Genomic DNA, 23,219 nt, shown 5'->3' on the forward strand with positions numbered 1-23,219 from the left:
GACCCCGGCTACCGCAGGTCTCTCTTTACTCCGGAATGCGGAGGATCGTGCCCGCGCCGAGGGAGCTGGGGTTGGGGACCTGTTCGCGGTTGGCGGCGAGGATGTCGCGCCAGCGCAGTGCCGTGCCGTAATATTGGCGGGAAATGGAAGACAGGGTTTCGCCGGGCATGACGGTGTGGGTGCGCTCGGCGGTGGCGACGGGCGCGCTCGGCGTGGGGGCGACCGGCGTGACCGCCGAACCGGGACGAGTCGGCACGGCGCGGTCGACGGTGTTGTCTGTCGTGGCGAGCGCGAGTTGGGTGCGCAGCGCGGAGAGTTCGGCGGCCATGGACGCGGACTGGGCCTGGGCTTGGCGGGCGAGTTCGCGGAGGTTGGCGTTTTCGGTGGCGGCGGTCTCGGCGGCGGAGAGTTCGGCGCGCAGGGTCGCCAGTTCGTCGGCGCGGGTGGCGGCGAGCGCCTGGGCGCTTTCGAGCTGGTCCCGCAACGAAGAGGTCTGGGCGTCGGCGGCGTCGGTCTGAGCCTCGGCGGCGACGAGGCTGTCGCGGGCGTTTTCGAGCTCGGGTTGCAGGGTGGCGAGTTGGTCGCGCAACGCGGCGAGGGAAGCGTCGGCGGCATCGGCGCGGGCGGCGGCGTCCTTGAGCTCCTGGCGGGTGCGGGCGAGTTCGCGTTCCTGGGTGCTGAAGGCGCGGAGGCTGGAGTTGAGTTTGCCCTGCAGCTCGGCGAAGTCGACCGGGTCGATCGTGGTCGACGGGGTGTCTGCGGCGGCGGCCTGTTCGGCCTGCGCGAGGGCTTCGCGCATCGAGGTGGCTTCGGCCTCGGCGGCGGCGAGCTGAGTTTCCAGGTCATTCACCTGGCTGCGGAAGGAGTCGCGTTGACTGGCGGCGCTCGCGAGTTGCTCGCGCAGTTGGGCAACTTGGCTGGATTGTTCTTCGCTCGCCGAGGCGCCGCGGCGCAGGCGGGCGACTTCGGTGCGGGTGGCGCCGAGCTCGGAGGTGGTCTCGTTCAACTGGTTGCGCAGGGATTCGAGTTGAGATGAGACGCGTTCGTGGGCCGAGCGGCTGGTGGCGAGGTCGGCTTCGAGCTGGCGGATGCGGCCGGCGTCGGCGCGTTGGTCGGCCACATCGCCGGAGAGGGCGGCGACTTGGGATTCGGCGGCGGCGAGGCGGTCGGCCAATTGATCGCGCTCGGTGGTGAGGTCGGTGGTCGACTCCTGCGCGCGGGCAAGGTCGCGGCGGGCGGCGGTGAGGTCGCGTTCGGTGGTGGCGAGGTCGGACTTGGTGGACTGGAGCTGGGCGGCGAGCTCGTCGGCCCGGTCCTGAGCGGAAGCGAGTTGTCCGCGCAGGGTTTGTTCGGTGTCGGTCTGCCCGTTGGCGAGTCGGTCCAACTGGGTGCGCAGGTCGGCGTTGGTATCGCGGGCGGCCGCGACCTGCGTAATCAGGTCCTGGATACGAGTGGCGGCGGCGGCGAGGTCGGCGCGCGCCGTGGCCAGTTCGTCATCGGCGGCCGAGGAGGCGCTGGCCGTCGCGCTGAGTCGGGCGTTGGCGGCGGTGAGTTCCTGTTCGAGTGTGGCGCGGCTGGCGCGTGCGGTGGCCAGGTCCGTCGTGGTGGCGGCGAGTTGCTGGCGGAGGGATTCGATTTGTTTGCTGGCTTCGTCGGCGTCCTCCCACGCTTGGGCGATTTCCTGGTTCTTGGATTCGTTTTGGGCGCGCAGCTCGGAGACTTCGCCGAGCAGGGTGCTGATGCGATCGGTGGCGGAGCCAAGGTCGGCCTGGCTGGCGGAGAGTTCGGCGATGCGGGCCTCGGCGGTGGCGAGCTCGGCCGCGAGGGACTGGCGTTCGGCTTGGATGGTGGCGACCTGATCGCTCAAGGTGGCGAAGCGAGCGATGGCGTCGGCTTTGTCGGCCTCGACCATCGCAAGTGCGCGGGTTGCCTGGCCGTTGGCGGTTTGGAGCTGTTCGATCTGCCGGCGGGCGGCGGAGACTTCGCCGAGCAGGTCGCTGATGCGTTGGGTGGCGGCGGTGAGGTTGGCGGAGGCGTCGGCGCGCTCGTTGAGGAGTTGTTGGGCGGCGGTGAGCTCGGCTTGGAGGCGGGTGGCTTCGGCGCGGCTGGTTGATAGTTCGCCGGTGAGCTCGCGGGCACGGGACTGGGTGCGGGAGAGTTCGTCGCGCAGGAGATTGGTGGACTCGGTGGTGTCGCGATGGGTGGCGACCTGCTCGTTGAGCGCGGTGTTGGATTGGGTGAGACGGGCGTTGACGGCGCGGAGGGTGGCGAGCTCGGCGGCGGAGGCCTCGGCTTCGGCGGCGAGGCGGTCGCGCTCCTGGCGCAGGGCGGTCTCGGTCGAGGAGGGGGCGCGGTTGCGATAGGAGGCGAGTTCCGCGGTGAGTTGTTCGACGTCGCGGGTGCGACTGGCGAGGGCGGCTTCGGCGATGGCGGCGCGTTTGCGAAGATCCGCGTCGCCCGAGGTGGAGGCGCGGAGCTGGGCGAGCTCGGCCTGGGCGGTGGCGAGGCGGGCGGCGAGGGTGTCGCGTTCCTGGGTGAGTTGCGCGACAGCCTGATCGTCGCGGTCGAGCGGGACGGCGGTGAAGGTGGAGGATCCGCCGGTTTCGGTGATGGGGGCGGCGGTGATGCGAACGGTGGGGGTGTCGGTCGCGGGAGCGGGGCTCTGCGCGAGGCGGCTGCGGGCGGTGGCGAGTTCGGTGGCGGTGAGGCGATCGGTGACGATGGCGAGTTCACGGCTGCGTGAACCGTTGGCTGCGGCGCGGGAAAGCCAGACGTAGGCTTCGACCAGATCGTAGGCGGGCTCGGATGAGTCGGCATAGACGAGCCCGAGGTTGTATTGGGCGATGGCGTTGCCGGACTCGGCTTTGGCGCGCAGGGAGGCGAGGGCCTCGGGTGAGGTGGCGGCGTGGGCGGAAAGGGCCAGCAGGAGGAGGAAGCTGAGCAGAGCGCGGGTGAGTCGAGCGGTCATGGGCGGGCCGAGGTTGAAGGGGCGTGGGGGGAATGCAAAGCGAGATGCGCGGGTCAGGGAGCGGGGACCGGCGTGGCGGAATCAGGTTCGGGGGCGGACTCCGCCCCATCGGCGGTGAAGATCACCTCGGCGGCGGCGGCTTCCATTTCGGCCAGGTCGGCGCGCATTTGGGCGTCGATTTCGGGGTCAACTTGAGTGACGACGGCGTGACCGGATGAGTAGTCGATGGTCATGCCATGTTCGATCGCGAGGGTGCTGTCGGTGGCGGCGGAGGGAGTGTGATTCGCCGGGGGCGTGGTGATCGCCGCGGTGGTTGGAGCGTCACTCGCCGCGTGCGGCAAGGCGGGGCTGTGGGTGACCGGTGGTTCGGCCCGATGGGTGTGCTTGAATCGCAGCACGGCGACGAGTCCGATGAGGAGGATCGTGATCCAGAGGAGCAGGCGGCTCTGTTTCATCGGGGGATAAGCTTGGTGGTGGTCCGTCGGCGAGGGAAGGGTGAAACCGGTCAAGCGGTCGTAAGAATGAGCAGGCCGGCGACCATGCCCGCGGCGCACCAGAGGCGCCGCGGGGTGTGGGTCTCGCCAAATGCGCGGGCGCCGAGGTAGGCACCGATGAGGATGCTGAACTCGCGGGCGGGGGCAACGTAGCTCACCGGCGTAAAACTCAGCGCGGTGAGGACGAGCACGTAGGCGGCGGGCGACAGGGTGCCCATGATGATGATCTCGCGGCGGTGCTCGCGCCAGATGGTCCGCACCTCATCGCGCCGGCTCCACGCGAACGGCGCGAGCAGGACGGTAAGGCCGAGGTTGGTGAAACCGTCGAAAAGGATGGGGTTGAGGTGGTGGTAGCCGACCGCGTTGCGGTCCCACACCGTGTAAGTGGCGATGAAGGAGCCGGCGACGAGGGCGTTGAACAGGGCGCGACCCAGCGCTGGCGTGGTGCTGCCGGAGGTGGGCGTTTGCCACAGGCGTTCGCCGTGGCTCAGGAAGAAGATGCTGGTGACGATGAGCAACCCGCCGACGGCGCCCAGCGGGGTGGGGAGTTCCTGCAGGAAAACGGCCGCGCCGATCGTGGCGATGACCGGCGCGCTGCCGCGCACCAGCGGATAAACAAACGAGAAGTCGCCGCTGCGGTAGGCGCGTTGCAGGAAGAGCGCGTAACCGGTCTTGAGCACGGTGCTGACCGCGATGACGAGCAGGTCGGTGTCGGTGAGGGTGAGCCCGCCGTTCCAGATCACGACCGTGATCATCACCGGTGGGTAGAGCACACACATGAGCAGACCGACCGCGAAGACGAAGGGCAGCCCGCTGCCCGCCCGCTTGGCCGCGAGGTTCCACGTCGCGTGCAGCACGGCGGCGGTGAGGACGAGAGCGACGGCGAGGAGGGACATCGGCGGAGGGGACGGGGCAAAGGAGAACCGTGAAGAAGGTTGCAGCGCAATTCTCCGTGTCCGTTGCTCTACGGTCCCATGTCCGCCTACGTCCAAGAAACCAAACGCACGCTGGTGCTCGCGGGTCCGATCATCGTCGGGCAGGTGAGCCAGATGCTGATGGGCGTGACGGACAGCATCATGATCGGTCGCGTGGGCAAGGAGGCACTGGCGGCCTCGGCCTTTGCCGGCAGCATCTGGGGCCTGTTTTTCATGATCGGCGTCGGTCTGATGATTCCGGTCACGGTGCTGGTGTCGCAAACCCACGGCGCGGGTGACGAAAAGGGCGCGGCCAACTGGATGAAGCACGGCACGGCGCTGAGCGTGATCGCGGGCACGGTGACGATGGTGGCCATGCTCGCGCTCGGCTCGCAGTTGCACCGCTTCGGCCAACCGCCGGAGGTCCTGGCGTTGGTGCCGGGTTATTACGTGCTGATCGCGATTTCAAACGTGCCGACGCTGGCGTTCCAGGCGATGCGGCACTTCGCGGAATCCTTGGAGCGGCCGGTCGGGCCGATGGTGATCATGTTGGGCGGCGTCCTGTTGAACGTCCTGCTCAACTGGATTTTCATTTACGGCAATCTCGGCGCGCCGGCCATGGGGCTGACGGGGGCGGGCGTGGCGACCCTGTTGTCGCGCCTCATCGGTGTGGTGGCGATCTGGTGGTGGGTGAGTCGGTCGCCGCATTTTCACGCGGCGTGGCCGACGCAGTGGTTTTCTGGATACACGTGGAGTGGCTTTCGCAAGTTGCTCGGCTTGGGCGTGCCGATTGCGTTCAGTCTGGTGTTTGAAGGCGGCGCGTTTGGTGCCGCGGCGATCATGATGGGCTGGCTGGGCGCGACCCAGCTCGCAGCGCACCAGATCGCGATCAGTTGCGCGGCCTTCACCTTCATGTTCCCGCTCGGCCTCGCCATGGCGGTGAGCATGCGGGTGAGCCGGGCGGTGGGCGCGGGGCGCTTGGAAGCGCTGCGGCCGATCGGTTTCGGCGCGCAGGTGTTGTCCGCGTTGGTGATGGGGGCCTTTGCCACGGTGTTCGCGCTTGCCGGCGAAGTGCTGGCGGCGGGATTTGTGACCGAACGCGAAGTGATCGCCTTGGCGGCGAAACTTCTCGTGGTCGCGGCGGTGTTTCAGTTGGCCGACGGCGCTCAGGTCGTCGCGGCCTCGTCGTTGCGCGGTTTGCAGGACGTGAAGGTGCCGACGGGCATCACGGCCTTCGCCTATTGGGGGCTGGCGCTGCCGTTGGCTTACTTCGTCGGCGTGAAAGGCCCCTGGGGCGCGGTTGGCATTTGGGCCGGCTTGGCCGTCGGCCTGATCTTCGCCTCGGTCGCGCTTAACCTCCGCTTCGCCCGCCGCACGCGGGCGGACAAAATGTCACGCCTGACCCAATAGTTGGTCGAGGCGGACACGGAGGTCGGCCGAGGAAAGGCCCGTGACGGCGACGCGCTTTTGGCGGGCGGAGGCGCCGGTGGCGAGGGTGACGGCGGTCTTGGGGAGGCCGAGGACCTCGGCGAGGAAGCGGCAGAGTTCGGCGTTGGCTTTGCCGTCCACGGGTGGAGCCTTGAGCTTCACCTTCAAGGAGTCACCCAGCCAACCGACGACCTCGCTGCGGGAGGCGTTGGGCACGGCTTTGATGGGGAGGAGGGTGGGGTCGGACAAAACGCTGAAAGGCTGAAAATCTGAAAAGCTGAAACGGGGAAGCGATTACCGGCGAAAACCGGGGTCAGCGACCGCGGCTACAGCGGCGAGGTGGCCTCAGTGACGTCGTTTGCAACGTATTACGTTACAAATGGGCGATGCGGTTGGGGGTTTGTCACGTCCTACGTGACAAGTGGGGAGAGGGCGGTGTCGAGGGCGGCGAGGATTTCCTCGAGAGGTTCGGTGCCGACGGAGAGGCGGAGGAGTTGCGGGTCGATGCCGGCGGCGGCCAGTTCGGCGCGGCCGGTTTCGCTGGTCACGAGATCGTAGTGCGCGAGGTAGATGAAGGGGCAGATGAGCGTGGTGGTCATGCCGAAGCTGGGGCCCTTGGCGAAGGCCAAGCGGTCGTAGCAGGCCGCGAGCTCGCCTTTCACCGTGAAGCTGATGATGCTGCCGACTGACTCCGGGCTCCGGGCGATCTTGAGATAGTTGGCGCGGGAATCGGGGTGCAGTGACCAATACAGATCCTTGACGCCGGGGTGGTCGCGCAGATGGGCGACGACGGCGGCGGCGTTGGCGTTGGTCCGGGCGATGATCGCGGGGTAGTCGACGATCTGGGCGGCGAGGCGACGCAGGTCGCGGGTGTAGATGGGGTCGCTGCGTCGGGCGACTTTGGCGCGCAGCCAATCGGCGTCGGGACCGGCCGGGTTGATGATGGTGGCGCCGGCGATCACGTCGCCGGCGGAGGCGGCGTATTTGGTGAGGCTGTTGACGACCAGGTCGGCGTGTTCGAGCACGCGGACGTTCAGTGGCGACACGAGGGTGGGGTCGATGATGACGCGGCCGCCGGCAGCGTGCACGCGGGCGGCGAGGGCGGGCAGGTCGGCGGTTTGGACGAGCGGGTTGGTGGGCGCTTCCGTGACGATGCCAGCGAGGCGATCACCGGCGGCGGTGATGGCGGCTTCGATGGCGGCGGTGTCGTTGATGTCGGTGAGCGCGACGTAGTCGGTGGGGGTGGCGGTGAAGCGTTTGAGTTGCGCGATGGTGTCGAGGTAGAGCCAGCCGAGTTGGATCCACACGGTGCGGCCACGGCTGGCCTGGAGTTGGGCGAGGGTGCTCCAGGCGGCGTGAAAGGCGTTCATGCCGGACGGGGCCAGCACGATATCGGCGCGGGCGGTGCCGGGGTAGGCGGCGATCAGGGCGTCGGTGACGGTGTGCAGCGCGGTGACCGCGGGGGCGAGTTCCTCGGGGGCGGATGCGGGGAGAGTGCCGCGGGCGGCGAGGCGGTCCTCGGCTTCGCGGGAGGAAATGAAACCGCCGGTGTTTTGGAGGTAGCGTTTGGTGCGGGTGAAGAGGTCGGGGTCGGTCGGATGGGCGACGCCGTGCAAGCCTTCGTGATCCACGCGGATGGCGTGAGCGATGCCGAGCTCGGCGTGCAGGGCGTCGGCGGCGCGGGCGGAGCAGGTGAGCCAGAGCTCGTGCTCGGCGAGCTCGAGTTCGGTGGCGATGGCCGCGGCGAGTTGCCGGTTGAAGGGATGGACGACGAAGCGCGGGTAGCCGCTGGTGAGGTGTTGGACGATTGCCGGGTCTTTTTCCTCGTAGCCGATCACGTCGCGCATGGTCGGCAGGCTGCACGAGACCGCGTGGGGGCGGTTGGGAATCGGTTGGCCGAGGGGAAGCGGAGTGAAGGCAGGCATCGCGGGACGAAGGATCACGATGCGGCTAACGGCCGGGGCTCGGCAAATCGCAAAATTCGGCCACTCAGCACTCCACACTCATCCACTCGCTCACGCTCGAGGCTACACCCTGGAGAATTTCACCGCGGGAAGCTCAGTGTGATGCTCAGGCCGCGTTTGGGGCGGTTGTCGAGTTGCCAGGTTCCGCCGAGGGCTTGGGTGAGGCGTTCGCTGAGACGGAGGCCGTAGCCGGTGGAGGCGGGGAGCGGATCGGGGAGGCCCATGCCGTAGTCGATTACGGTGATCGCGTAGGTGTCGGCCGTGACGGCGAGTTTTACGTCGATGGGCTCGCTCTTGATGGAGTAGCGGCAGGCGTTGTCGACGAGCTCGGCGACGAGTTTGGCGAGGTATTCGCGGGGGACTGCGGTGGTGAGGTCGGCAAGTTCGAAACGCAGGTGCTCGGCGCGGTGGTGGCGGCGGGCGGTGGTCTCGGCGGCATGGCGCACGAGGTCGGCCACGGCGATGGCGGGGCCGGACGCCGCGGGCTTCAAGTGACCGGATTCGAGGCGGGAGAAGAGAATAAAGTTCTCGAAGCGCCGGTTGAGGGTGTCGGCCGAAGCGAGAATGCTGCGGGCGAAGTCGCGCACGTCATTGGCCGGCATGAGCTCGGCGTCGACCTCAAGGACGGAAGCGCAACCGATGATCTCGTGAAGGGGCTCGACCAGGTCGGGTGGCAGCAGGGCGTCGAGGTTGCGGCGCAGGTTTTGCAGTTCGGTCGAGGCGGAGTCGCGGCGTTGGCCGGCGCGCTCGAGGTGCGATTGCACCGTCCGCAGCAGGGCGAGGTTGTCGAAAGGTTTGGGGATGTAGTCATCGGCGCCCAGATCCATGCCTTTGCGCATGTCGGGGAGGTCGGCATCGCCGGTCATGAGGATGAGCGGGGTATCGGCCAGTTCGGGGGTTTCACGCAGGGCGGCGACGAGTTCGTGGCCGGTGAGGCCGGGCATGCGCACGTCGGACACGATGATGTCGGGCCGGTGGGCCCGGGCGAGCCGCAGGCCCTGTTGGCCGTCGCCGGCGGTGATCACGCGGTGACCTTCGGCGAGGAAGAGCTCTTCGAGCATCAGGCGCAGGTTTTCGTCGTCGTCGATGAGGAGGAGCGTGCTCATGGGAAGCGGGAGTGTGGGGGGCGAGGGCGCGGGGAGAAAGAGAAAGATGGCAGGAAAGAATAAAGCGGGCCGCTCAGCCGGGGGTTGATTATTGCGCGGGGGGCGTGAGCATGCGCGGCGATGAAATTGGTTTCCTGGAATGTGAACGGGCTGCGGGCCGTGTTGGGTAAGGGATTTTTGGACTTCTTCGGGGCGACCAAGCCCGACGTGCTGTGCCTGCAGGAGACCAAGTGTCATCCGGGGGATGTGGCGCACGTGGAATGGCCCAAGGGCTACACGGCGCACTTCAGCGCGGCGAAGAAGAAGGGTTACAGCGGCACGGCGGTCTTCACCAAGCAGCCCGTGCTGGGCGTGACCGAGGGCATCGGCCTCGAGGAGCACGATCAGGAAGGACGCACGCTGACGGTCGAGTTTGAGGATTTCTTTCTCGTGAATGTCTACGTGCCCAACGCGCAGCACGAGCTGGCGCGGCTGCCATATCGTGAACGCTGGGATCTGGATTTCTGCACTTACCTGACGAAGCTTCAGCAGAAGAAGCCGGTGGTGTTCTGCGGCGACCTGAACGTGGCGCACCAGGAAATCGATCTGGCGCGGCCCAAGGCCAACGTGGGCAATCCAGGTTTCACGGTGGAAGAGCGTGCGGGCTTCGACCGGTTTCTGGAGAACGGCTTCGTGGATACCTTCCGTGAGTTTGAGAAAGGCCCCGACCACTATTCGTGGTGGTCCTACCGGGCGGGGGCGCGCGGCAAGAACATCGGGTGGCGTATCGACTATTTCCTGACATCGGCCGCGTTGCAGCCTCGCCTCAAAAAAGCGTGGATCAGCCCCGAGGTGATGGGCAGCGATCACTGCCCGGTGGGTTTGGAGTTGAAGTAATCGCCGCGGCGCGGCTCGCTCTGCGCTCTCCCGCTTTCCCTGCCATGGCCACGCGTTCGACGAAGACCAAGAAGAAGTCCACTCCTGCCACTTCCACCGCTGAGCCCGCGCCGACGACGTCGGAGTGGATCGAAGTAGCCGCCTCCAAGGTGCACGGCGACGGGGTCTACGCCGCCAAGGACATCCCGGCGGGCACCCGCGTGATCGAGTATGTGGGCGAGAAGATCACCAAGGCCGAGTCACAGCGCCGCGACGAGGTGCGGGTGGCGCGCCAAGAGAAAGGCGAGGACGATGGCTGCGTGTATCTCTTCGAGGTCAACAAGCGCTACGATCTCGACGGCGCGGTGTCCTGGAATACGGCGCGGTTGATCAACCATTCCTGTGAGCCGAATTGCGAGACGGAGAACGTGCGGGGCCACATCTGGATCAGCGCGCTGCGTGACATCAAAGCGGGCGAGGAACTGAGCTACGACTACGGTTTTGATTGGGAGAACTGGAAGGACCATCCCTGCCATTGTGGTTCGCCGAAATGCTTTGGCTGGATCGTGCACCGCGACCAACGCAAGAAGGTGAAGAAGCTCCTGAAAAAGGAGGCGAAGAAGGCGAAAGAGAAAAAGAAGAAGGGCGGCAAGAAGGGGAAGAAGTCCAAGAAAGAGAAGAAGGGGAAGTAGGACCGGGAGGCCGGGCGTTTTTTACCACGGATGGACACGGATGGCTTCGCCCACCGGCTACGCACGGGAGGGGGCGGACGATAGGTCGGATGCTTTTTGTGCTTTTTTGTGACCCAACAAAACCGTCACAGTGAGCCCGTGCTGGACCTGGTTCCTCTCAAATCCCTGATGGCGCGAAGACCCGGCGACGGGTTGGCGGTGGCGGAAAGCCTCACCTCCGGCGGGGTGCAGGCTCGGATCGGGGCACTGTCGGGGGCATCGACATTTTTTCGCGGTGGGATCACGGCCTACACGCTGGCGCAGAAGGTGCGCCATCTCGGCGTCGATCACGACGAGGCGGCGGCCTGCAATTGCGTGAGCGAAGGCGTCGCGCGACAGATGGCGCGGGGGGTAGCGCAACTTTTTGACGCACGCTTCGCGCTCGCCACGACGGGTTATGCCGAGGCGGCGCCGGATGACGGTGTGCCGGTGCCTTTCGCGTGGTGGGCAGTCGTCGAGCGGTGCGATGATGGCGGCTGGCACGAGGTGACCGGGCGCGTGGAGGGGCCCGGCCTCGATCGCACCGGGGTGCAGGCGCTGGTGAGTGAAACGGTGTTGGCGGCGCTGCTGACCTTACTGGTGGAGGCGCGCGCATGAGCGCGGCGCAAAGCTGGTCGGGCGCGGCGGCGCGTTGGCTGGTGCATGGGCTCGCGCGATTTTATTATCCGCGCATCGAGGTCACGGGCACGATCCCGGCGGAGGGGCCGGTGTTGCTGGTGGCGAATCATCCCAACTCGTTGCTCGATCCGGTGCTGCTCGGCGTGGCCGCGCGGCGACCGGTGCGCCTGATGGCGAAGGCGCCGCTTTTCGACCTGCCCGTGTTTGGTCGGATCATCAAAGGGCTGGGCATGATCCCGGCCTATCGCGGCAGCGACGGCGGCGGTCGTGCGGAGGTGAAGAAGAACCTCGAGTCCTTGGCGAAGGCGGCCGGCGCGCTCGGCGAAAACGGCGGTTCGGTGGTGGGTATCTTTCCGGAGGGCAAGAGCCACGACGACGTGCAGGTCGCGTTGGTGCGATCGGGCGCGGCGCGGATGGCGATGCAGGCGCTGGAGGTGGGCGTGCGCGGACTGCGCATCGTGCCGGTGGGCATCAACTACGAGCGCAAGGAACGTTTTCGCACGGCGGTGTGGATCAAGGTGGGTGAAGCAATCGATGCGGATGCCTTGTTGGCCGAGCACGGCGGCGATCATCGCGAGACGATGCGCGCGCTTACGCCGGTGATCGATCAGGCGTTGAAGGACGTGGTCGTGCACTTGGAGGACGCGACGTGGGAGCCGCTGCTGAACGAAGTGGAAGGGCTCCTGCCGGCGGCGCGCGGGCTGCGCGTCACCGGCGTGTTAAAATTGCGCAAACGCGTGGCGGATGCGATCAACTGGTTTCACGCCCAGGACCGGCCGCGCGCCGAAGCGATGGCCGAGCGCGTGCAGGCGTGGCGGTCGCGGCGCGAAGCGAGCGGGTTGCCGGCGGATGCGCGCTTCTTTCGTCAGCCGCTGTGGCGGCGCGTGATCGCGGTGACATGGGACGCCGTGCGGCTGCCCATCGCGTTGGGCCTGGGCCTGCTCGGGCTGGTGCATCACCTCGTGCCGCATGTCATCACGCGGGTCTTAGCGGCGAAACTGGATCATCCGGGCCGCGTCACGGTGGCGTTGAATCGCATGTTGGTCGGCGTGCCGGTGCACGGGATTTGGTATGCGGCGGTGCTTTGGTGGATGCTGGGCGTGTTCATGCCGTGGGTGGCGTGGGGCTGGCTGGCGTTGATGCCGGCGGCGGGTTTTTGCGCGATCTGGGTGGGGCGGCGTCTGCGCGTGGTGCTGCCGATCTGGTGGGCCGAGGTGAAGCTGTTGCCACAGCGCGAGCGGGTGGCGGGGTTGCGGCGGGAGCGCACGGAACTGGTGGCCGCGTTGGAGGCGATGGCGGCGGAGTTTCCCGGTGCGTTCGGTGCCGAGCCACCGCGCAAGTTGTGGCGTCCGCCGCTGTGGGTGAGCGTGGTCATTCTCGCGGTGTTGGCGGCGGTGGGAACGGCGGTGGCGGGTTGGCTGCTGCGAGATCGGCCTTTGGAGTGGATGCAAAGTGATGCCCCGGCCTTGCACCGGCTGAGTCAGGAAGTTTTGGCGGGGCGGATCGCGAGTGACGAAGGTGGTCTGACGGGCGTGATCACGGCGTTGGGCGAGCTGGAGGCGCGGTTTCGGGTGTTTGAGCGCGAACTGCACGCGGGGGAGCGAAGCTATTACCAGCCGGAGGACGACGATGAGATGCGGCGCATGCTGGTAACCTACCTGTCGCTGCGGACCGCGCTACTGCGGACGGTGTGGTCGTATCAGCGTTACGAGCAGATTGCCGATGAGCGGCTGCGGTTGCGCGCGCTGTTGCTGCATTACACGGCGGCGGCGGTGCTCTACGACTACTCAGCGCGCTTTGTGTTGGCGTTTGAAGGCAGCAAGGACGCGATCACCAAACTCAACGAAGCCGAGCCGCGTTGGGGTGTGCCGGCGGGTGTGTATGACCGCATTCGTGCGAACCTAGCCAATGTCGCGCACCGGCGGTGGCTGGAGGCGGGGTGGCGGCACTATCACGCGACATTGCCGGCGTGGAAGGCGGCGGGGCTGGCCCCGGATGGCGGTGCGGCGGCGGCAAAGTTTCATGCGGCAATCGCGGAGGCCGGTGCGCGCACGGCGGAGCTGAGCGAACGCATCCTCGCCTACAAAGTCGCGACGGCGGTGAGCGACGCGAAGCAGGCGGTAGGCGGGAGCTACTATCGGGCGAGCTCGGCGATCTCGACCTTGATCGGCGATGCGAAGATCCGCGCGCCGCGCGACGGGAAAACTCTCGTCACACCGGAGCTGTTGGAGCGGCTGCGGCCGCTGCTGCAGCCGGGTGACATCCTGATCGAGCGGCGCAATTGGTATATGTCCAATGCCTTCCTGCCCGGCTACTGGCCGCACGCGGCGCTCTATGTCGGCACCACCGAAGACCTGCGCGCCCTGGGCCTGGCCGACGATCCGGCGGTGGCGGCGAAGTTGGCCGAATTTTCGCGACCGGATGCGGCCGGCCATGCGCATGCGGTGATCGAAGCGATGAGCGAAGGGGTGGTGTTCACCTCGATTGAACACTCGATCGGCGAGGCGGACGCGGTGGCGGTGCTGCGACCGCGTTTGTCGATCGAGCAGAAGCGCATGGCTATCGCGCGGGCGTTTGCGCACGCGGGGAAGCCCTACGACTTCGATTTCGATTTTTTCAGCAGCGACAAGCTGGTCTGCACCGAAGTGGTGTATCGAAGTTATGGCGACATGCTGAACATCCCGCTGGTGGAGATTCTCGGTCGCCAGACCCTGCCGGCGCTGGAGATCGTGCGGGTGTGGGCCGAGGAGGCGGCCGATCGTGATCTGGCGAACGACCAGTTTGAGTTCATTGCCCTGCTGGACGGCGACGAAGCCGCCGGGACCTGCACGTGGGCGGATGCGGCGACGCTGCGGGAGTCGCTGGGGCGGCCGGCGCTGACGTGGTTGAACTGAGGGCGATCCGGTTGGGCACAAAAAACCCGGCCGTCTATTTGGGCCGGGTCTGAAAGGGGGCGAGGGCTGTATCGCTTACCTCGTGATCTGCGCGATGTATTGCATGAGGGGTTCGACCTCGGGTTGGGCAGGGACCCAGTCGCCGAAGAGGATTTCGGGCAGATTGTAGCGGGTCTGGTAGAAGTAGCGGTTGCCCACGTTGTTGGCGGCGATCCAGCCGGCTTTGACGGTGGCGCCGGCGAAGAGGCCCTGCTTCTTGGTGTAGACCAGAATCGGGGTGGCGAGGATCTCGCGGTTGATGCGGGTGGTCTCGGCGACGCGCGGGCCGGCGATGGCGGCGGCGTCGACGCCGATGTTGAAGCGACCTTTGTAGAGGCGGCGGGCGATCTCCGCGTCGTTGAGGATGTAGACCGTCTCGATCGCATTGGCGCCGAGCTGCAGGCCGAGGCTGGCCTCACCGGCGGCGATCATGGCGGGAAGGCTCCAGGAGCCGTCGGCGCGGCGCACCATGATGACGCCGTAGCCGTCCTTGATGCCGAAGAAAAAGCCGGCCTTGAACTGGTTGGTGATGACGATCGCCTGAGCGTTTTGGAGCACCTGCTGCGGGATCGCGTAGTCGCGACTGGCTTGGAACTCGCGGATGATCGCTTCGCACGACTCGATGCGGGTCACGTAGTCTTTGCGCGGCAGGGTGCGCTCCGCTTGGGCGACTCCGGCGAAGGTGAGGGCGAGGAGGGCGAGGGTGAGAAAACGCTTCATAACAGGTCGATCTGAGACGGAACTAAGCACGGTGGCGGAGTTTTGGAAATGTCGAATTGCGAATGGTTCTGGAGGATCAGACGCGGTTGGGCGGGAAAAGATTCAATCCAATTCGCGTTTGGCGAGGTCCTCCTCGTCCCAGCCAAAGTAATGGCCGAGCTCATGCAGGTAGGTGACGTGCACCTCATCGAGGAAGATTTCGCGGTCGTGCTCGGCGAAGTCCCAGAGGTTGCCGACGAAGAGCAGAATCTGCGACGGGAGGTCGTTGCGGTCGCCGGAATCCTCGCCGTGGGGTGGGCCGACGAAGAGGCCGAGGATGTCGGGTTCAAACTCCCCGCCGAGGATCTCGTCGGTGGGAAAATCGTGGTAGAGCACCGGGATGCGTTCGGCGTGCGGCCGCAGCTCCGGCGGAAGATCGGCGATGGTGGCGGCGACCTCCTCGGCGGCGAGGGAACGGAGCTGGGCGGGGGACATGGGCGGCAGGACAGTTTTTACAGAAGGAAACGAAGAATACGAAGTCGCGGTCAGGATGCCGCGCTGAAGTCCTTTGTTCCCTTCGTTGCCTTCTGTAAAACATGCGGTGGAGTGGCCGTCGACATGGCTGACTTGAAGATTGCAGTGATTGGCGGGGGTGCGGCGGGGTTTTTTGCCGCGGTGCGGGCGGCGGAGCAGAATCCGGCTGCCCGCGTGGTCATCTTCGAGGCGACGGCGCATGTGCTGGCCAAGGTGCGCATTTCGGGCGGCGGGCGCTGCAACACCACGCATGCCTGCTTCGAACCACGCGAGTTGGTGAAACGCTATCCGCGTGGCTCGCGGGAACTGATCGGGCCGTTCAACCGGTTTGGTCCGCGTGACACCGTGGCCTGGTTCGCCGAACGCGGAGTGGAGCTGAAGACCGAGGCCGACGGGCGCATGTTTCCGGTCACCGACGATTCCGGCACGATCATCCAGTGCCTGCGACAAGCGGCGAGTCAGGCCGCCGTCGAGGTGCGGGTGCGGACACCGGTGCAGGCCATCGGGCGCGAGGAGGCGGGCGAGTCGTTCCAGCTGGAGCTGGAGAGCGGTATCGAGCGCTTCGATCGCGTGATCCTCGCGGCGGGCGGCGGCAAGGCTGGCGGCGGCCACGCCTTGGCGGAGACGCTGGGGCACACGATCGAGCCGCTGGCGCCGTCGTTGTTCACCTTTCAGATCGAAGACGAACGCCTGCGTGGACTCGAAGGCCTGGCCGTGCCGGAGGCTGAGGTCAGCGTGCCGGGCACAAAGCTGCGCGAGCGCGGGCCGGTGCTGGTGACCCATTGGGGCCTGAGTGGTCCCGGTATCCTGCGCCTGTCGGCGTGGGGCGCGCGCGAGCTGGCGGAGCGGGACTACTTTTTCACCGTGCGGGTGGCCTGGACGGGCGAAGCCAACGAGGAGAAAGTGCGCTCGGCGATCGCGGCCGGCCGCGAGAGTTTGGCGCGCAAACAGATCACCACCGCCAACCCGCTCGGCCTGCCGGGTCGATTGTGGGAACGGCTGGTGGCTGCGGCGGACCTGCCGACGACGACGGTGTGGAACGCCCTGCCGAAGACCGGCCTCAACGCGCTCACGGCAGCGGTGGCCGGCAGCGAGTTTCGCGTGACTGGCAAGAGCATGAACAAGGAAGAGTTTGTGACCTGCGGCGGGGTGCGGCTGCGCGAAGTGGATTTTAAAACGATGCAGAGTCGGGTCTGCCCGGGTCTGTTCTTTGCCGGCGAGGTGCTCGACATCGACGGCATCACGGGTGGCTTTAATTTCCAGAACGCCTGGACCACCGGCTGGCTCGCCGGCAGCGCGGCGGCGGAGGCGACGGAAGTCGGGAACCCCTAGCTTGCGGCGCCGGTCGCACGGCGACATGGCTTGAACTTTGCCTGCTTCGTTGGAGCCGAAAAATCGCATGCGTCGTTTCAGCAAAGTCCTGTTTGTCCTCGCCGTCGTCGGAGCCCTCGGATTCGGCGTGGCCCGATTGACCCGAACGGAGGTTCGAGGTCCATCGGTGTCGCAGGTTTCGCCCAACGGTGGGTCTGTGCCACCGGAGCCCGCGGCGGAAGCGGCGATTGAAGCACAACCCGCGCGGGTATCGCCGGGTCAGCCGTGGACCACCTTTGCACCGTCGCCCGCGTTGCGGGCGCGGGTCGCGAGTGTGCGGGCCAACACGCACGAGATGACCTTCGCCCGATTGAACCCCGCGGCACTCTCCGGCAAGACGTCGCCGTTGATGCGACCGGGAAGCGGGGAGCTGAGTTTTGTGTTGCCGGAAGGCGCCACGGTGGTGGGTCGGGTCGAGCGCACCACGATGCAGGGGCCGGACTCGTTTGTGAGCGAAGGCACGATTCCCACGGTGCCAGGCGCGCGGTGGTTGCTGGCTTCGGTGCGGGGGCGAATCTCGGCATCGATCGACGGCCTGCCCGGTGGTGAGGTGAAGCTGCGCACCATCGAGACCGCCGAGGGACCAGTCGCCCAACTTTACCGCGTCGATCCGAAAATGGCGGGCGATTGCATCGCGATCCCGGCTCCCGGCCGTCCTCCGGTCGGGGCGGCGGTGCAAGCCGCCATCGATGTCACCGACGTGGCATCGGCGGTAAGCGGCAGTGGTCAGGCAAGCGTCGACCTCCTCGTGGTCTACAGTTCCGCGGCGCGGGCGGCGCTTGGCGGGGAAGCGAATGTCGAGGCCGAGGCTTTGTTGGCGGTCGGGCAGGTCAACGCGGACTTCGCCAACAGCGGCCTCTCTGCGCGTATCCGTTTGGCGGGCACGCTGGAGGTAAGTTATCCGGGCGACGAACTGACCACGGCGATCAGCGGCTACAACGCCACCGCCTTGGAAAACATCACCGGAGTCACCGATGGCATCATGGACGAGGTGCACGCCGCCCGCGACGCGGCGGGCGCGGATCTCGTCACCCTCGTGTTGCAACGGCCGTCCAGCAGTAGTGCGGGCATCGCCTACATCCTCGAGCGGGTGGGGCATTACAGCGAGGTGTTCTTCGGCTTTTCGGTGGTGAATCTTGATGCCTTCAGCGACGCCACCACGTTGACGCACGAACTCGGTCACAATTTCGGCTGTGCCCACGACCGCGAGAATGCCGGGGCCTTGCCTGCGCGCGGATATCACGGTGCGTTTCCGGGTGCCTACGGCACCCGCCGGACGGTGACGGACACCCAAAACCAGCAATGGCAGATTCGGTCGCTGATGGCCTACGCGCCCGGCACGCGCGTGCGCTATTTTTCGGGGCCGGAGGTGCGAGTGAGCTCCTTCCGCAGCGGTAACCAAACCATCGCGCTGGCGGCGGAAGTGCCGCTGGGCGTGGCGGTGGCGGACGATCCGGACAACGCTGCCGACAACGTTGCGGTTATCGAGCGCACGGCGTTCCAGGTGGCCGGCTATCGGCTTTCGCCCGAACGGTCGTTTGACGGTCGGTTGGTCAATGTTTCCACCCGGGCGTATGTGGGCACTGGATACCAGGCGCTGGTTGGCGGATTTGTGGTTGCGGGCGATCAGCCCAAGCAGGTGTTGGTGCGCGCGCCGGGACCGACCCTTGGGTTGCCGCCTTACAACCTGACCGGAGTGCTGGCCGATCCGGTGCTGCGTCTGGTGAAGATCAATGCCGGGGAGGTGGCGGCGAACGACGATTGGGAGTTGCCGGTCGCCAACGGCGCGGCGGCGGCGGTGGCGGGGCAGGCGGTCGGCGCGTTTGCTTTCGGAAATGGTCAAAAGGATGCGGCCTTGGTGGCGCAGCTGGAACCGGGGTTCTATTCCGCGGAGGTGAGCGGCGCGGGGGGCAGCGAAGGCACGGCCTTGGTCGAGGTTTATGACGCCACGCCGAGTGACTCCGGTGCGGCCCGACTGCTCAATCTTTCGACCCGCGCCTACGCTTCGACGGTCCATCCCATTGTGGCCGGGTTCGTGGTGCGGCCGGATTCCGTCGGTAACAAACCGAAGACCATGTTTGTGCGGGTGCGCGGTCCATCGCTGGCCCACTACGGCTTGCCGGCCGACGAAGTGATGCCGGATCCGATGATCGAAATCTACGACGATCAGGCGCGCTTGGTTTATCAGAACGACGACTGGGATGCGCCGACCGCGATCCTCGATCAGTTCATCCCGGACCTGCAGCGAGGTGTGGTTGACCAGGTTTCCGAGGAAGCCGTTTTTGCGGCCGCCGCGGCGGTGGGGCCGACCGACATGTTGCCGGTCGAACCCGGTGCCGTGATCGAGCTGCCGGTGGGTCTCTACACGATGTTTGTCCGCCCCTTCACAAGCGAGCGCGATCCGGTTGGTGAACCGGGCGTGGCGATCGTCGAGGTTTTCGAGCTGAGCCAGTAGGCAGCATTGTTTAGTGGAAGAAACGACCTTCAGCTGTGTCTTTCCGGCGCTAGGTGTGGCGGGGTGGCTCGCGGATGTCACACCTCGGGTAACCGCTTCCCTCTGACCGCGCGTTGGCGCACCGCATGCAAGGGGTGGGAGCATGGATATGAACAAACTCACCCAGATGTCGCGCCAAGCCGTCACCGACGCGCAGGCGGAGGCGCGCCGCCGCAACCACCACGAGGTGGACACGTGGCATTTGCTGCACGCCTTGCTCGGGCAGGAGGACGGCATCGTGCCGGCCTTGGTGGAGAAACTCGACCTGACGACCAGCGCCATGCAGCTCGCCGTGCAGCGCGAACTCGACCGCCTGCCGTCGGTCACCGGCAGCGTCGACGCATCGAAGATCTACGTGACCCAGGCGGTCAATGAGGTGCTGGTGCGTGCCGAGAAGGAAGCGAAGTCGCTCAAGGACGAGTTTGTCTCCACCGAGCACGTTTTCCTCGCCGTCGTGGAGGTGGCCAAACCCGACAGTGTGGCGAAGTTCATCAAATCTTTCGGCCTCGATCGCGGCCGCGTGCTCAAAGCCTTGCAGGCGTTGCGGGGTGCCCAGCGCGTAACGACCGACAATCCGGAAGCGACCTACAACGCCCTGCAGAAATACGGCACCGATCTCGTCGCCCTGGCCAAGGCCGGCAAGATGGATCCGGTCATCGGTCGCGACGACGAGATCCGCCGCGCGGTGCGCATCCTTTCCCGCAAAACCAAGAACAACCCGGTGCTCATCGGTGAACCCGGCGTCGGCAAGACCGCCATCGTCGAAGGCCTTGCCCAACGCATCGTGCGTGGCGACGTGCCGGAGGGCCTCAAGGACCGCACGCTCTTCGCCCTCGACATGGGCGCGTTGGTGGCCGGCGCCAAATACCGCGGCGAATTTGAAGAGCGCCTCAAGGCCGTGCTCAACGAAGTGAAGGAGAGCGACGGTCGCATCATCCTCTTCATCGACGAACTCCACACCATCGTCGGCGCCGGCAAAACCGAGGGCGCGATGGACGCGGGCAACCTGCTCAAGCCGATGTTGGCGCGCGGCGAGTTGCACTGCATTGGTGCGACCACGCTCGATGAATACCGCAAACACATCGAAAAGGACGCCGCGCTGGAGCGACGCTTCCAACCCGTGCTTGTGCAACCGCCGAGCGTGGAGGACGCCATCTCCATCCTGCGCGGCCTGAAAGAGCGCTTCGAACTGCACCACGGCGTGCGCATCCTCGACGGTGCGCTGGTGGCGGCGGCGACCTTGTCGGATCGCTACATTTCCGATCGCTTCCTGCCCGACAAGGCCATCGACCTCGTCGACGAAGCCTGCGCGATGATCCGCACCGAAATGGATTCCATGCCGCAGGAACTCGACGCGCTTTCGCGTCGCACGCTGCAGCTCGAAATCGAAGAGGCCGCGCTGAAAAAGGAAAAGGACACCGCGTCCAAGGAGCGCCTCAAAGCCCTGCAAAGCGAACTGGCCGACACCCGTTCGCAGGCGGCCGCGTTGCGCGCCAAGTGGGACAAGGAGAAGGCGGGCGTCGACAAGGTGCGCAAGGTGCGTGAACAGCTCGAAGCCGTGCGCCACGAGATGGAGCAGGCCGAGCGGGCTTACGATCTGAACAAGCTGGCGGAGCTGCGCCACGGCAAGTTCCCGCAGCTCGAAGCCGAGCTGAAGCGACTCGAAGCCGAGTCGGCCAATACAGAACTTTTCAAAGAGGAGGTTACCGACGAGGAAGTCGCCGGCATCGTTTCCAAGTGGAGCGGCATTCCGGTGACGCGACTGGTCGAAGGTGAAAAGGAAAAGCTCCTGCGCCTCGACGAGACCCTGCACGAACGCGTGATCGGCCAGGACGAAGCGGTCACGCTCACCAGCGAGGCCATCCTGCGCGCCCGCGCGGGCATCAAGGATCCGCGCCGCCCGGTGGGCTCGTTCCTCTTCCTCGGCCCGACGGGCGTGGGCAAGACGGAGTTGGCGAAGACGCTCGCCGAGACCCTCTTCGACAGCGAGGCGGCGATGATCCGCATCGACATGTCGGAATACATGGAGAAACACAGCGTCGCGCGCCTGATCGGCGCGCCGCCCGGCTACGTCGGTTACGATGAGGGCGGCCAGCTGACCGAGGCCGTGCGCCGCAAGCCCTATGCGGTGGTGCTTTTCGATGAAATTGAAAAGGCGCACCCCGACGTATTCAACGTGCTGTTACAGGTGCTCGACGACGGCCGCATCACCGACAGCCAGGGCCGCACGATCGATTTCAAGAACACGATCATCATCATGACCTCGAACCTCGGCAGCCGGCACCTGCTGGAGCGGGTGACGGGCAGCGAGATTTCGGAGAGCGTGCGCGAGGCGGTCATGACCGAACTGCGGCAGGCCTTCCGGCCGGAGTTCCTCAACCGCATCGACGAGACGATTCTCTTCAAGCCGCTCACGCTCGACGAGATCACGAAGATCGTCGACCTGCTGCTGGCCGACCTTAACCGCCGCCTAGCTGACCGCCGCGTGACGGTGGCGCTCGACCAGCCGGCCCGCGAATGGGCGGCCGAAAAGGGTTATGACCCGGTCTTCGGCGCGCGTCCGCTCAAGCGCTTCCTGCAACGCCAACTCGAAACCCGCCTCGCCCGTGCCCTGGTCGCCGGCGAAATCGCCGAAGGCGCGGCGGTGAACTTCACCGTGCGCGACGATGCGCTGGCGATGAGCTGACGGAGTATTTTTACAGGAGGAAACAGAGGGCAACGGAGCCCTCCAACTGAAGCGAGTTTTACAAAAGGTAGCGAAGGGAAGGAAGCCACGCCCCTGAAACCTTCGTTCTCTTCGTTGCCTTCTGTGAAACCCTCGGCTGACGGCTCAGTTGCTCTCTGTTGCCTCCTGTAAAACCGACTCAGGTCACCACGTGTCCACGGGGCCCTTGGGCACCGGGATGGCGTCGCGTTGGTTGACCGGGTCGTCTTCGTCGCGGAGGAAGGACGCGACCATGGGGTCGGGCACATACTTCGGCAGGAGGTTGCCGGCTTCGTCGCAGAACTGAGCGCGCCAAGTCTGGTAGTCGCTGAGGGCCTGCTCGAAATCGGCGCGGCTGGTGATGCGGATGATATCACGCTTGAAGGGTTTGGCCGGACCGAAGCGTTTGGCATACCACGGCGCGACTTTGCGGAAGAACTTGGCGCCGCGTTCCTCGCCATAGAAGTCGACGTAGCGGTCGAAGTGGCGACGCATCACGCGGAGGCGTTCGGCGAAGGTGGGCTCGGGCAATAGCTCGCCGGTGGCAAAGAGGTGCGCGGTGCGCTTAAAGATCCACGGGTCGTAGAAGGCGCCGCGGCCGATGCTCACGCCGGCGCAGCCGGTTTCGGCCCGCATGTGCACGGCGGCCTCGGGCGTGGTGACGTCGCCGTTGCCGATCACTGGAATGGCGCGGGCCGCCTCGACCACGGCGCGGATGCCGGCGAGGTTGACGCGGCCTGAGAAGCCTTGGGCGCGGGTGCGGCCGTGGACAAAGACGGCGGCCACGCCGGCATCCTCGAGCGTGCGGGTGAGATCGGGCGCGGTCAGGTTCTGCTCGTCCCAACCGAGGCGCATCTTGGCGGTGACGGGGATCTTCACGGCCTCGACCATGCCGCGGACGAGGGCGGCGGTCTTGGCGAGCTCGGTCATCATGGCGGAGCCGCCGCCGACGTTGACGACCTTGCGCACGGGGCAGCCCATGTTGATGTCGACCGAGTGGGCGCCGAGCTCCTGGCATAGGATGGCGGCATCGCGCATCTCCTCGGGCACGGAGCCGAAGAGTTGGATGGCGAGCGGGTCGTCGCCGGGCGCGGTGGCGACGAGCTTGAGGGCGGTGCGGTTGCGCTCGATGAGGGAGCGCGCGTTGACGAGGTCGGTCGTGGCCCAACCGAGTCCGCCGAGTTCACGCACGGTGAGGCGCATTGGCAGGTTGGTGTATCCGGCCAATGGCGACAGAAAGAGTGGCGAAGAGATTTCGATCGGACCGATCCGCATGACGAAGTCGTGAAACTGTGCGCCTGTCGCCGTCGGAGGCAAACCGGGAGCCATTGTAACCTAATAGGTGACAAATTTTCCGGAGCGTAGGAGGTAAGCCGGGATGAAAAGCACCGTAAAAGTGTAACCTA

Annotated in this window: 17 protein-coding genes; 8 read left to right on the forward strand and 9 right to left on the reverse strand. The window is 66.2% G+C overall.

Annotated features, from left to right (window positions below; genetic code table 11):
- Positions 1-25: 25 nt before the first annotated feature.
- From AC0MRV_RS08935 to AC0MRV_RS08945, 3 genes are read right to left on the reverse strand one after another with little or no spacing between them, the layout of a single operon-like run.
- Positions 26-2,968 carry a LysM peptidoglycan-binding domain-containing protein gene (locus tag AC0MRV_RS08935; RefSeq protein ID WP_472764115.1) on the reverse strand — a complete coding sequence of 981 codons (2,943 nt, stop codon included), beginning with the start codon at positions 2,966-2,968 and terminating at the stop codon, positions 26-28.
- A 53-nt stretch (positions 2,969-3,021) separates the two neighbouring features.
- A complete protein-coding gene (locus AC0MRV_RS08940; RefSeq protein ID WP_472764116.1) occupies positions 3,022-3,423 on the reverse strand; it encodes a hypothetical protein in 402 nt (133 codons plus the stop codon).
- Positions 3,424-3,473: 50 nt separating this feature from the next.
- Entirely contained in the window at positions 3,474-4,358 is an 885-nt protein-coding gene (locus tag AC0MRV_RS08945) for an EamA family transporter (RefSeq protein ID WP_472764117.1), read from the reverse strand.
- A 78-nt stretch (positions 4,359-4,436) separates the two neighbouring features.
- Here AC0MRV_RS08945 and AC0MRV_RS08950 point away from each other — a divergent pair, with 78 nt between their 5' ends.
- On the forward strand, positions 4,437-5,786 hold the full coding sequence (locus AC0MRV_RS08950; RefSeq protein ID WP_472764118.1) for an MATE family efflux transporter: 1,350 nt from the start codon (positions 4,437-4,439) through the stop codon (positions 5,784-5,786).
- Here AC0MRV_RS08950 and AC0MRV_RS08955 read toward each other — a convergent pair.
- From AC0MRV_RS08955 to AC0MRV_RS08965, 3 genes are all read right to left on the reverse strand, one after another.
- The gene (locus tag AC0MRV_RS08955) at positions 5,769-6,053 is read right to left on the reverse strand and encodes a DUF167 domain-containing protein (RefSeq protein WP_472764119.1); all 285 of its coding nucleotides are present in this window, start codon (positions 6,051-6,053) and stop codon (positions 5,769-5,771) included. The genes AC0MRV_RS08950 and AC0MRV_RS08955 overlap by 18 nt on opposite strands.
- Before the next feature lie 161 nt (positions 6,054-6,214).
- Positions 6,215-7,729, reverse strand: coding sequence for a PLP-dependent transferase (locus AC0MRV_RS08960; RefSeq protein WP_472764120.1), 1,515 nt, complete (start codon positions 7,727-7,729; stop codon positions 6,215-6,217).
- Positions 7,730-7,848: 119 nt separating this feature from the next.
- Entirely contained in the window at positions 7,849-8,874 is a 1,026-nt protein-coding gene (locus AC0MRV_RS08965; protein WP_472764121.1) for a hybrid sensor histidine kinase/response regulator, read from the reverse strand.
- A gap of 120 nt (positions 8,875-8,994) precedes the next feature.
- On the opposite strand from AC0MRV_RS08965, the gene AC0MRV_RS08970 reads away from it, so the two are divergent.
- From AC0MRV_RS08970 to AC0MRV_RS08985, 4 genes are all read left to right on the forward strand, one after another.
- A complete protein-coding gene (locus AC0MRV_RS08970) occupies positions 8,995-9,750 on the forward strand; it encodes an exodeoxyribonuclease III (RefSeq protein ID WP_472764122.1) in 756 nt (251 codons plus the stop codon).
- Between the two features lie 44 nt (positions 9,751-9,794).
- Positions 9,795-10,421 (forward strand): SET domain-containing protein, encoded by a 627-nt coding sequence (locus tag AC0MRV_RS08975; RefSeq protein ID WP_472764123.1) that lies wholly within the window; start codon positions 9,795-9,797, stop codon positions 10,419-10,421.
- A 138-nt stretch (positions 10,422-10,559) separates the two neighbouring features.
- Positions 10,560-11,057, forward strand: coding sequence for a CinA family protein (locus AC0MRV_RS08980; RefSeq protein ID WP_472764124.1), 498 nt, complete (start codon positions 10,560-10,562; stop codon positions 11,055-11,057).
- Positions 11,054-13,972, forward strand: coding sequence for a 1-acyl-sn-glycerol-3-phosphate acyltransferase (locus AC0MRV_RS08985; RefSeq protein ID WP_472764125.1), 2,919 nt, complete (start codon positions 11,054-11,056; stop codon positions 13,970-13,972). Before AC0MRV_RS08980 ends, AC0MRV_RS08985 begins: the two co-directional genes overlap by 4 nt.
- Before the next feature lie 75 nt (positions 13,973-14,047).
- Here the strand turns inward: AC0MRV_RS08985 and AC0MRV_RS08990 are convergent, their stop codons facing one another.
- Entirely contained in the window at positions 14,048-14,731 is a 684-nt protein-coding gene (locus AC0MRV_RS08990; protein ID WP_472764126.1) for a lipid-binding SYLF domain-containing protein, read from the reverse strand.
- A 102-nt stretch (positions 14,732-14,833) separates the two neighbouring features.
- Complete coding sequence (locus AC0MRV_RS08995) at positions 14,834-15,205, reverse strand: metallopeptidase family protein (RefSeq protein WP_472764127.1); 372 nt, start codon at positions 15,203-15,205, stop codon at positions 14,834-14,836.
- A gap of 123 nt (positions 15,206-15,328) precedes the next feature.
- On the opposite strand from AC0MRV_RS08995, the gene AC0MRV_RS09000 reads away from it, so the two are divergent.
- From AC0MRV_RS09000 to clpB, 3 genes are all read left to right on the forward strand, one after another.
- Positions 15,329-16,576 (forward strand): BaiN/RdsA family NAD(P)/FAD-dependent oxidoreductase, encoded by a 1,248-nt coding sequence (locus AC0MRV_RS09000; RefSeq protein ID WP_472764128.1) that lies wholly within the window; start codon positions 15,329-15,331, stop codon positions 16,574-16,576.
- A 67-nt stretch (positions 16,577-16,643) separates the two neighbouring features.
- Positions 16,644-19,070, forward strand: coding sequence for a M12 family metallo-peptidase (locus AC0MRV_RS09005; RefSeq protein WP_472764129.1), 2,427 nt, complete (start codon positions 16,644-16,646; stop codon positions 19,068-19,070).
- 142 nt (positions 19,071-19,212) lie between these two features.
- On the forward strand, positions 19,213-21,795 hold the full coding sequence (gene clpB, locus AC0MRV_RS09010) for an ATP-dependent chaperone ClpB (protein ID WP_472764130.1): 2,583 nt from the start codon (positions 19,213-19,215) through the stop codon (positions 21,793-21,795).
- Positions 21,796-21,978: 183 nt separating this feature from the next.
- On the opposite strand, the gene dusB is transcribed toward clpB, so the two are convergent.
- Entirely contained in the window at positions 21,979-23,088 is a 1,110-nt protein-coding gene (dusB, locus tag AC0MRV_RS09015) for a tRNA dihydrouridine synthase DusB (protein WP_472764131.1), read from the reverse strand.
- Between the last annotated feature and the right edge of the window lie 131 nt (positions 23,089-23,219).

The organism is Actomonas spartinae, assembly GCF_051209155.1.
Lineage (GTDB): Bacteria > Verrucomicrobiota > Verrucomicrobiia > Opitutales > Opitutaceae > Actomonas.

Coding starts and splice junctions, on each gene's coding strand:
- AC0MRV_RS08990 (WP_472764126.1), bottom strand. CDS start 14,731: ATGAAGCGTTTTCTCACCCTCGCCCTCCTCGCCCTCACCTTCGCCGGA.
- AC0MRV_RS08945 (WP_472764117.1), bottom strand. CDS start 4,358: ATGTCCCTCCTCGCCGTCGCTCTCGTCCTCACCGCCGCCGTGCTGCAC.
- dusB (WP_472764131.1), bottom strand. CDS start 23,088: ATGCGGATCGGTCCGATCGAAATCTCTTCGCCACTCTTTCTGTCGCCA.
- AC0MRV_RS09005 (WP_472764129.1), top strand. CDS start 16,644: ATGCGTCGTTTCAGCAAAGTCCTGTTTGTCCTCGCCGTCGTCGGAGCC.
- AC0MRV_RS08940 (WP_472764116.1), bottom strand. CDS start 3,423: ATGAAACAGAGCCGCCTGCTCCTCTGGATCACGATCCTCCTCATCGGA.
- AC0MRV_RS08950 (WP_472764118.1), top strand. CDS start 4,437: ATGTCCGCCTACGTCCAAGAAACCAAACGCACGCTGGTGCTCGCGGGT.
- clpB (WP_472764130.1), top strand. CDS start 19,213: ATGGATATGAACAAACTCACCCAGATGTCGCGCCAAGCCGTCACCGAC.
- AC0MRV_RS08995 (WP_472764127.1), bottom strand. CDS start 15,205: ATGTCCCCCGCCCAGCTCCGTTCCCTCGCCGCCGAGGAGGTCGCCGCC.
- AC0MRV_RS09000 (WP_472764128.1), top strand. CDS start 15,329: ATGGCTGACTTGAAGATTGCAGTGATTGGCGGGGGTGCGGCGGGGTTT.
- AC0MRV_RS08985 (WP_472764125.1), top strand. CDS start 11,054: ATGAGCGCGGCGCAAAGCTGGTCGGGCGCGGCGGCGCGTTGGCTGGTG.
- AC0MRV_RS08975 (WP_472764123.1), top strand. CDS start 9,795: ATGGCCACGCGTTCGACGAAGACCAAGAAGAAGTCCACTCCTGCCACT.
- AC0MRV_RS08935 (WP_472764115.1), bottom strand. CDS start 2,968: ATGACCGCTCGACTCACCCGCGCTCTGCTCAGCTTCCTCCTCCTGCTG.
- AC0MRV_RS08965 (WP_472764121.1), bottom strand. CDS start 8,874: ATGAGCACGCTCCTCCTCATCGACGACGACGAAAACCTGCGCCTGATG.
- AC0MRV_RS08960 (WP_472764120.1), bottom strand. CDS start 7,729: ATGCCTGCCTTCACTCCGCTTCCCCTCGGCCAACCGATTCCCAACCGC.
- AC0MRV_RS08970 (WP_472764122.1), top strand. CDS start 8,995: ATGAAATTGGTTTCCTGGAATGTGAACGGGCTGCGGGCCGTGTTGGGT.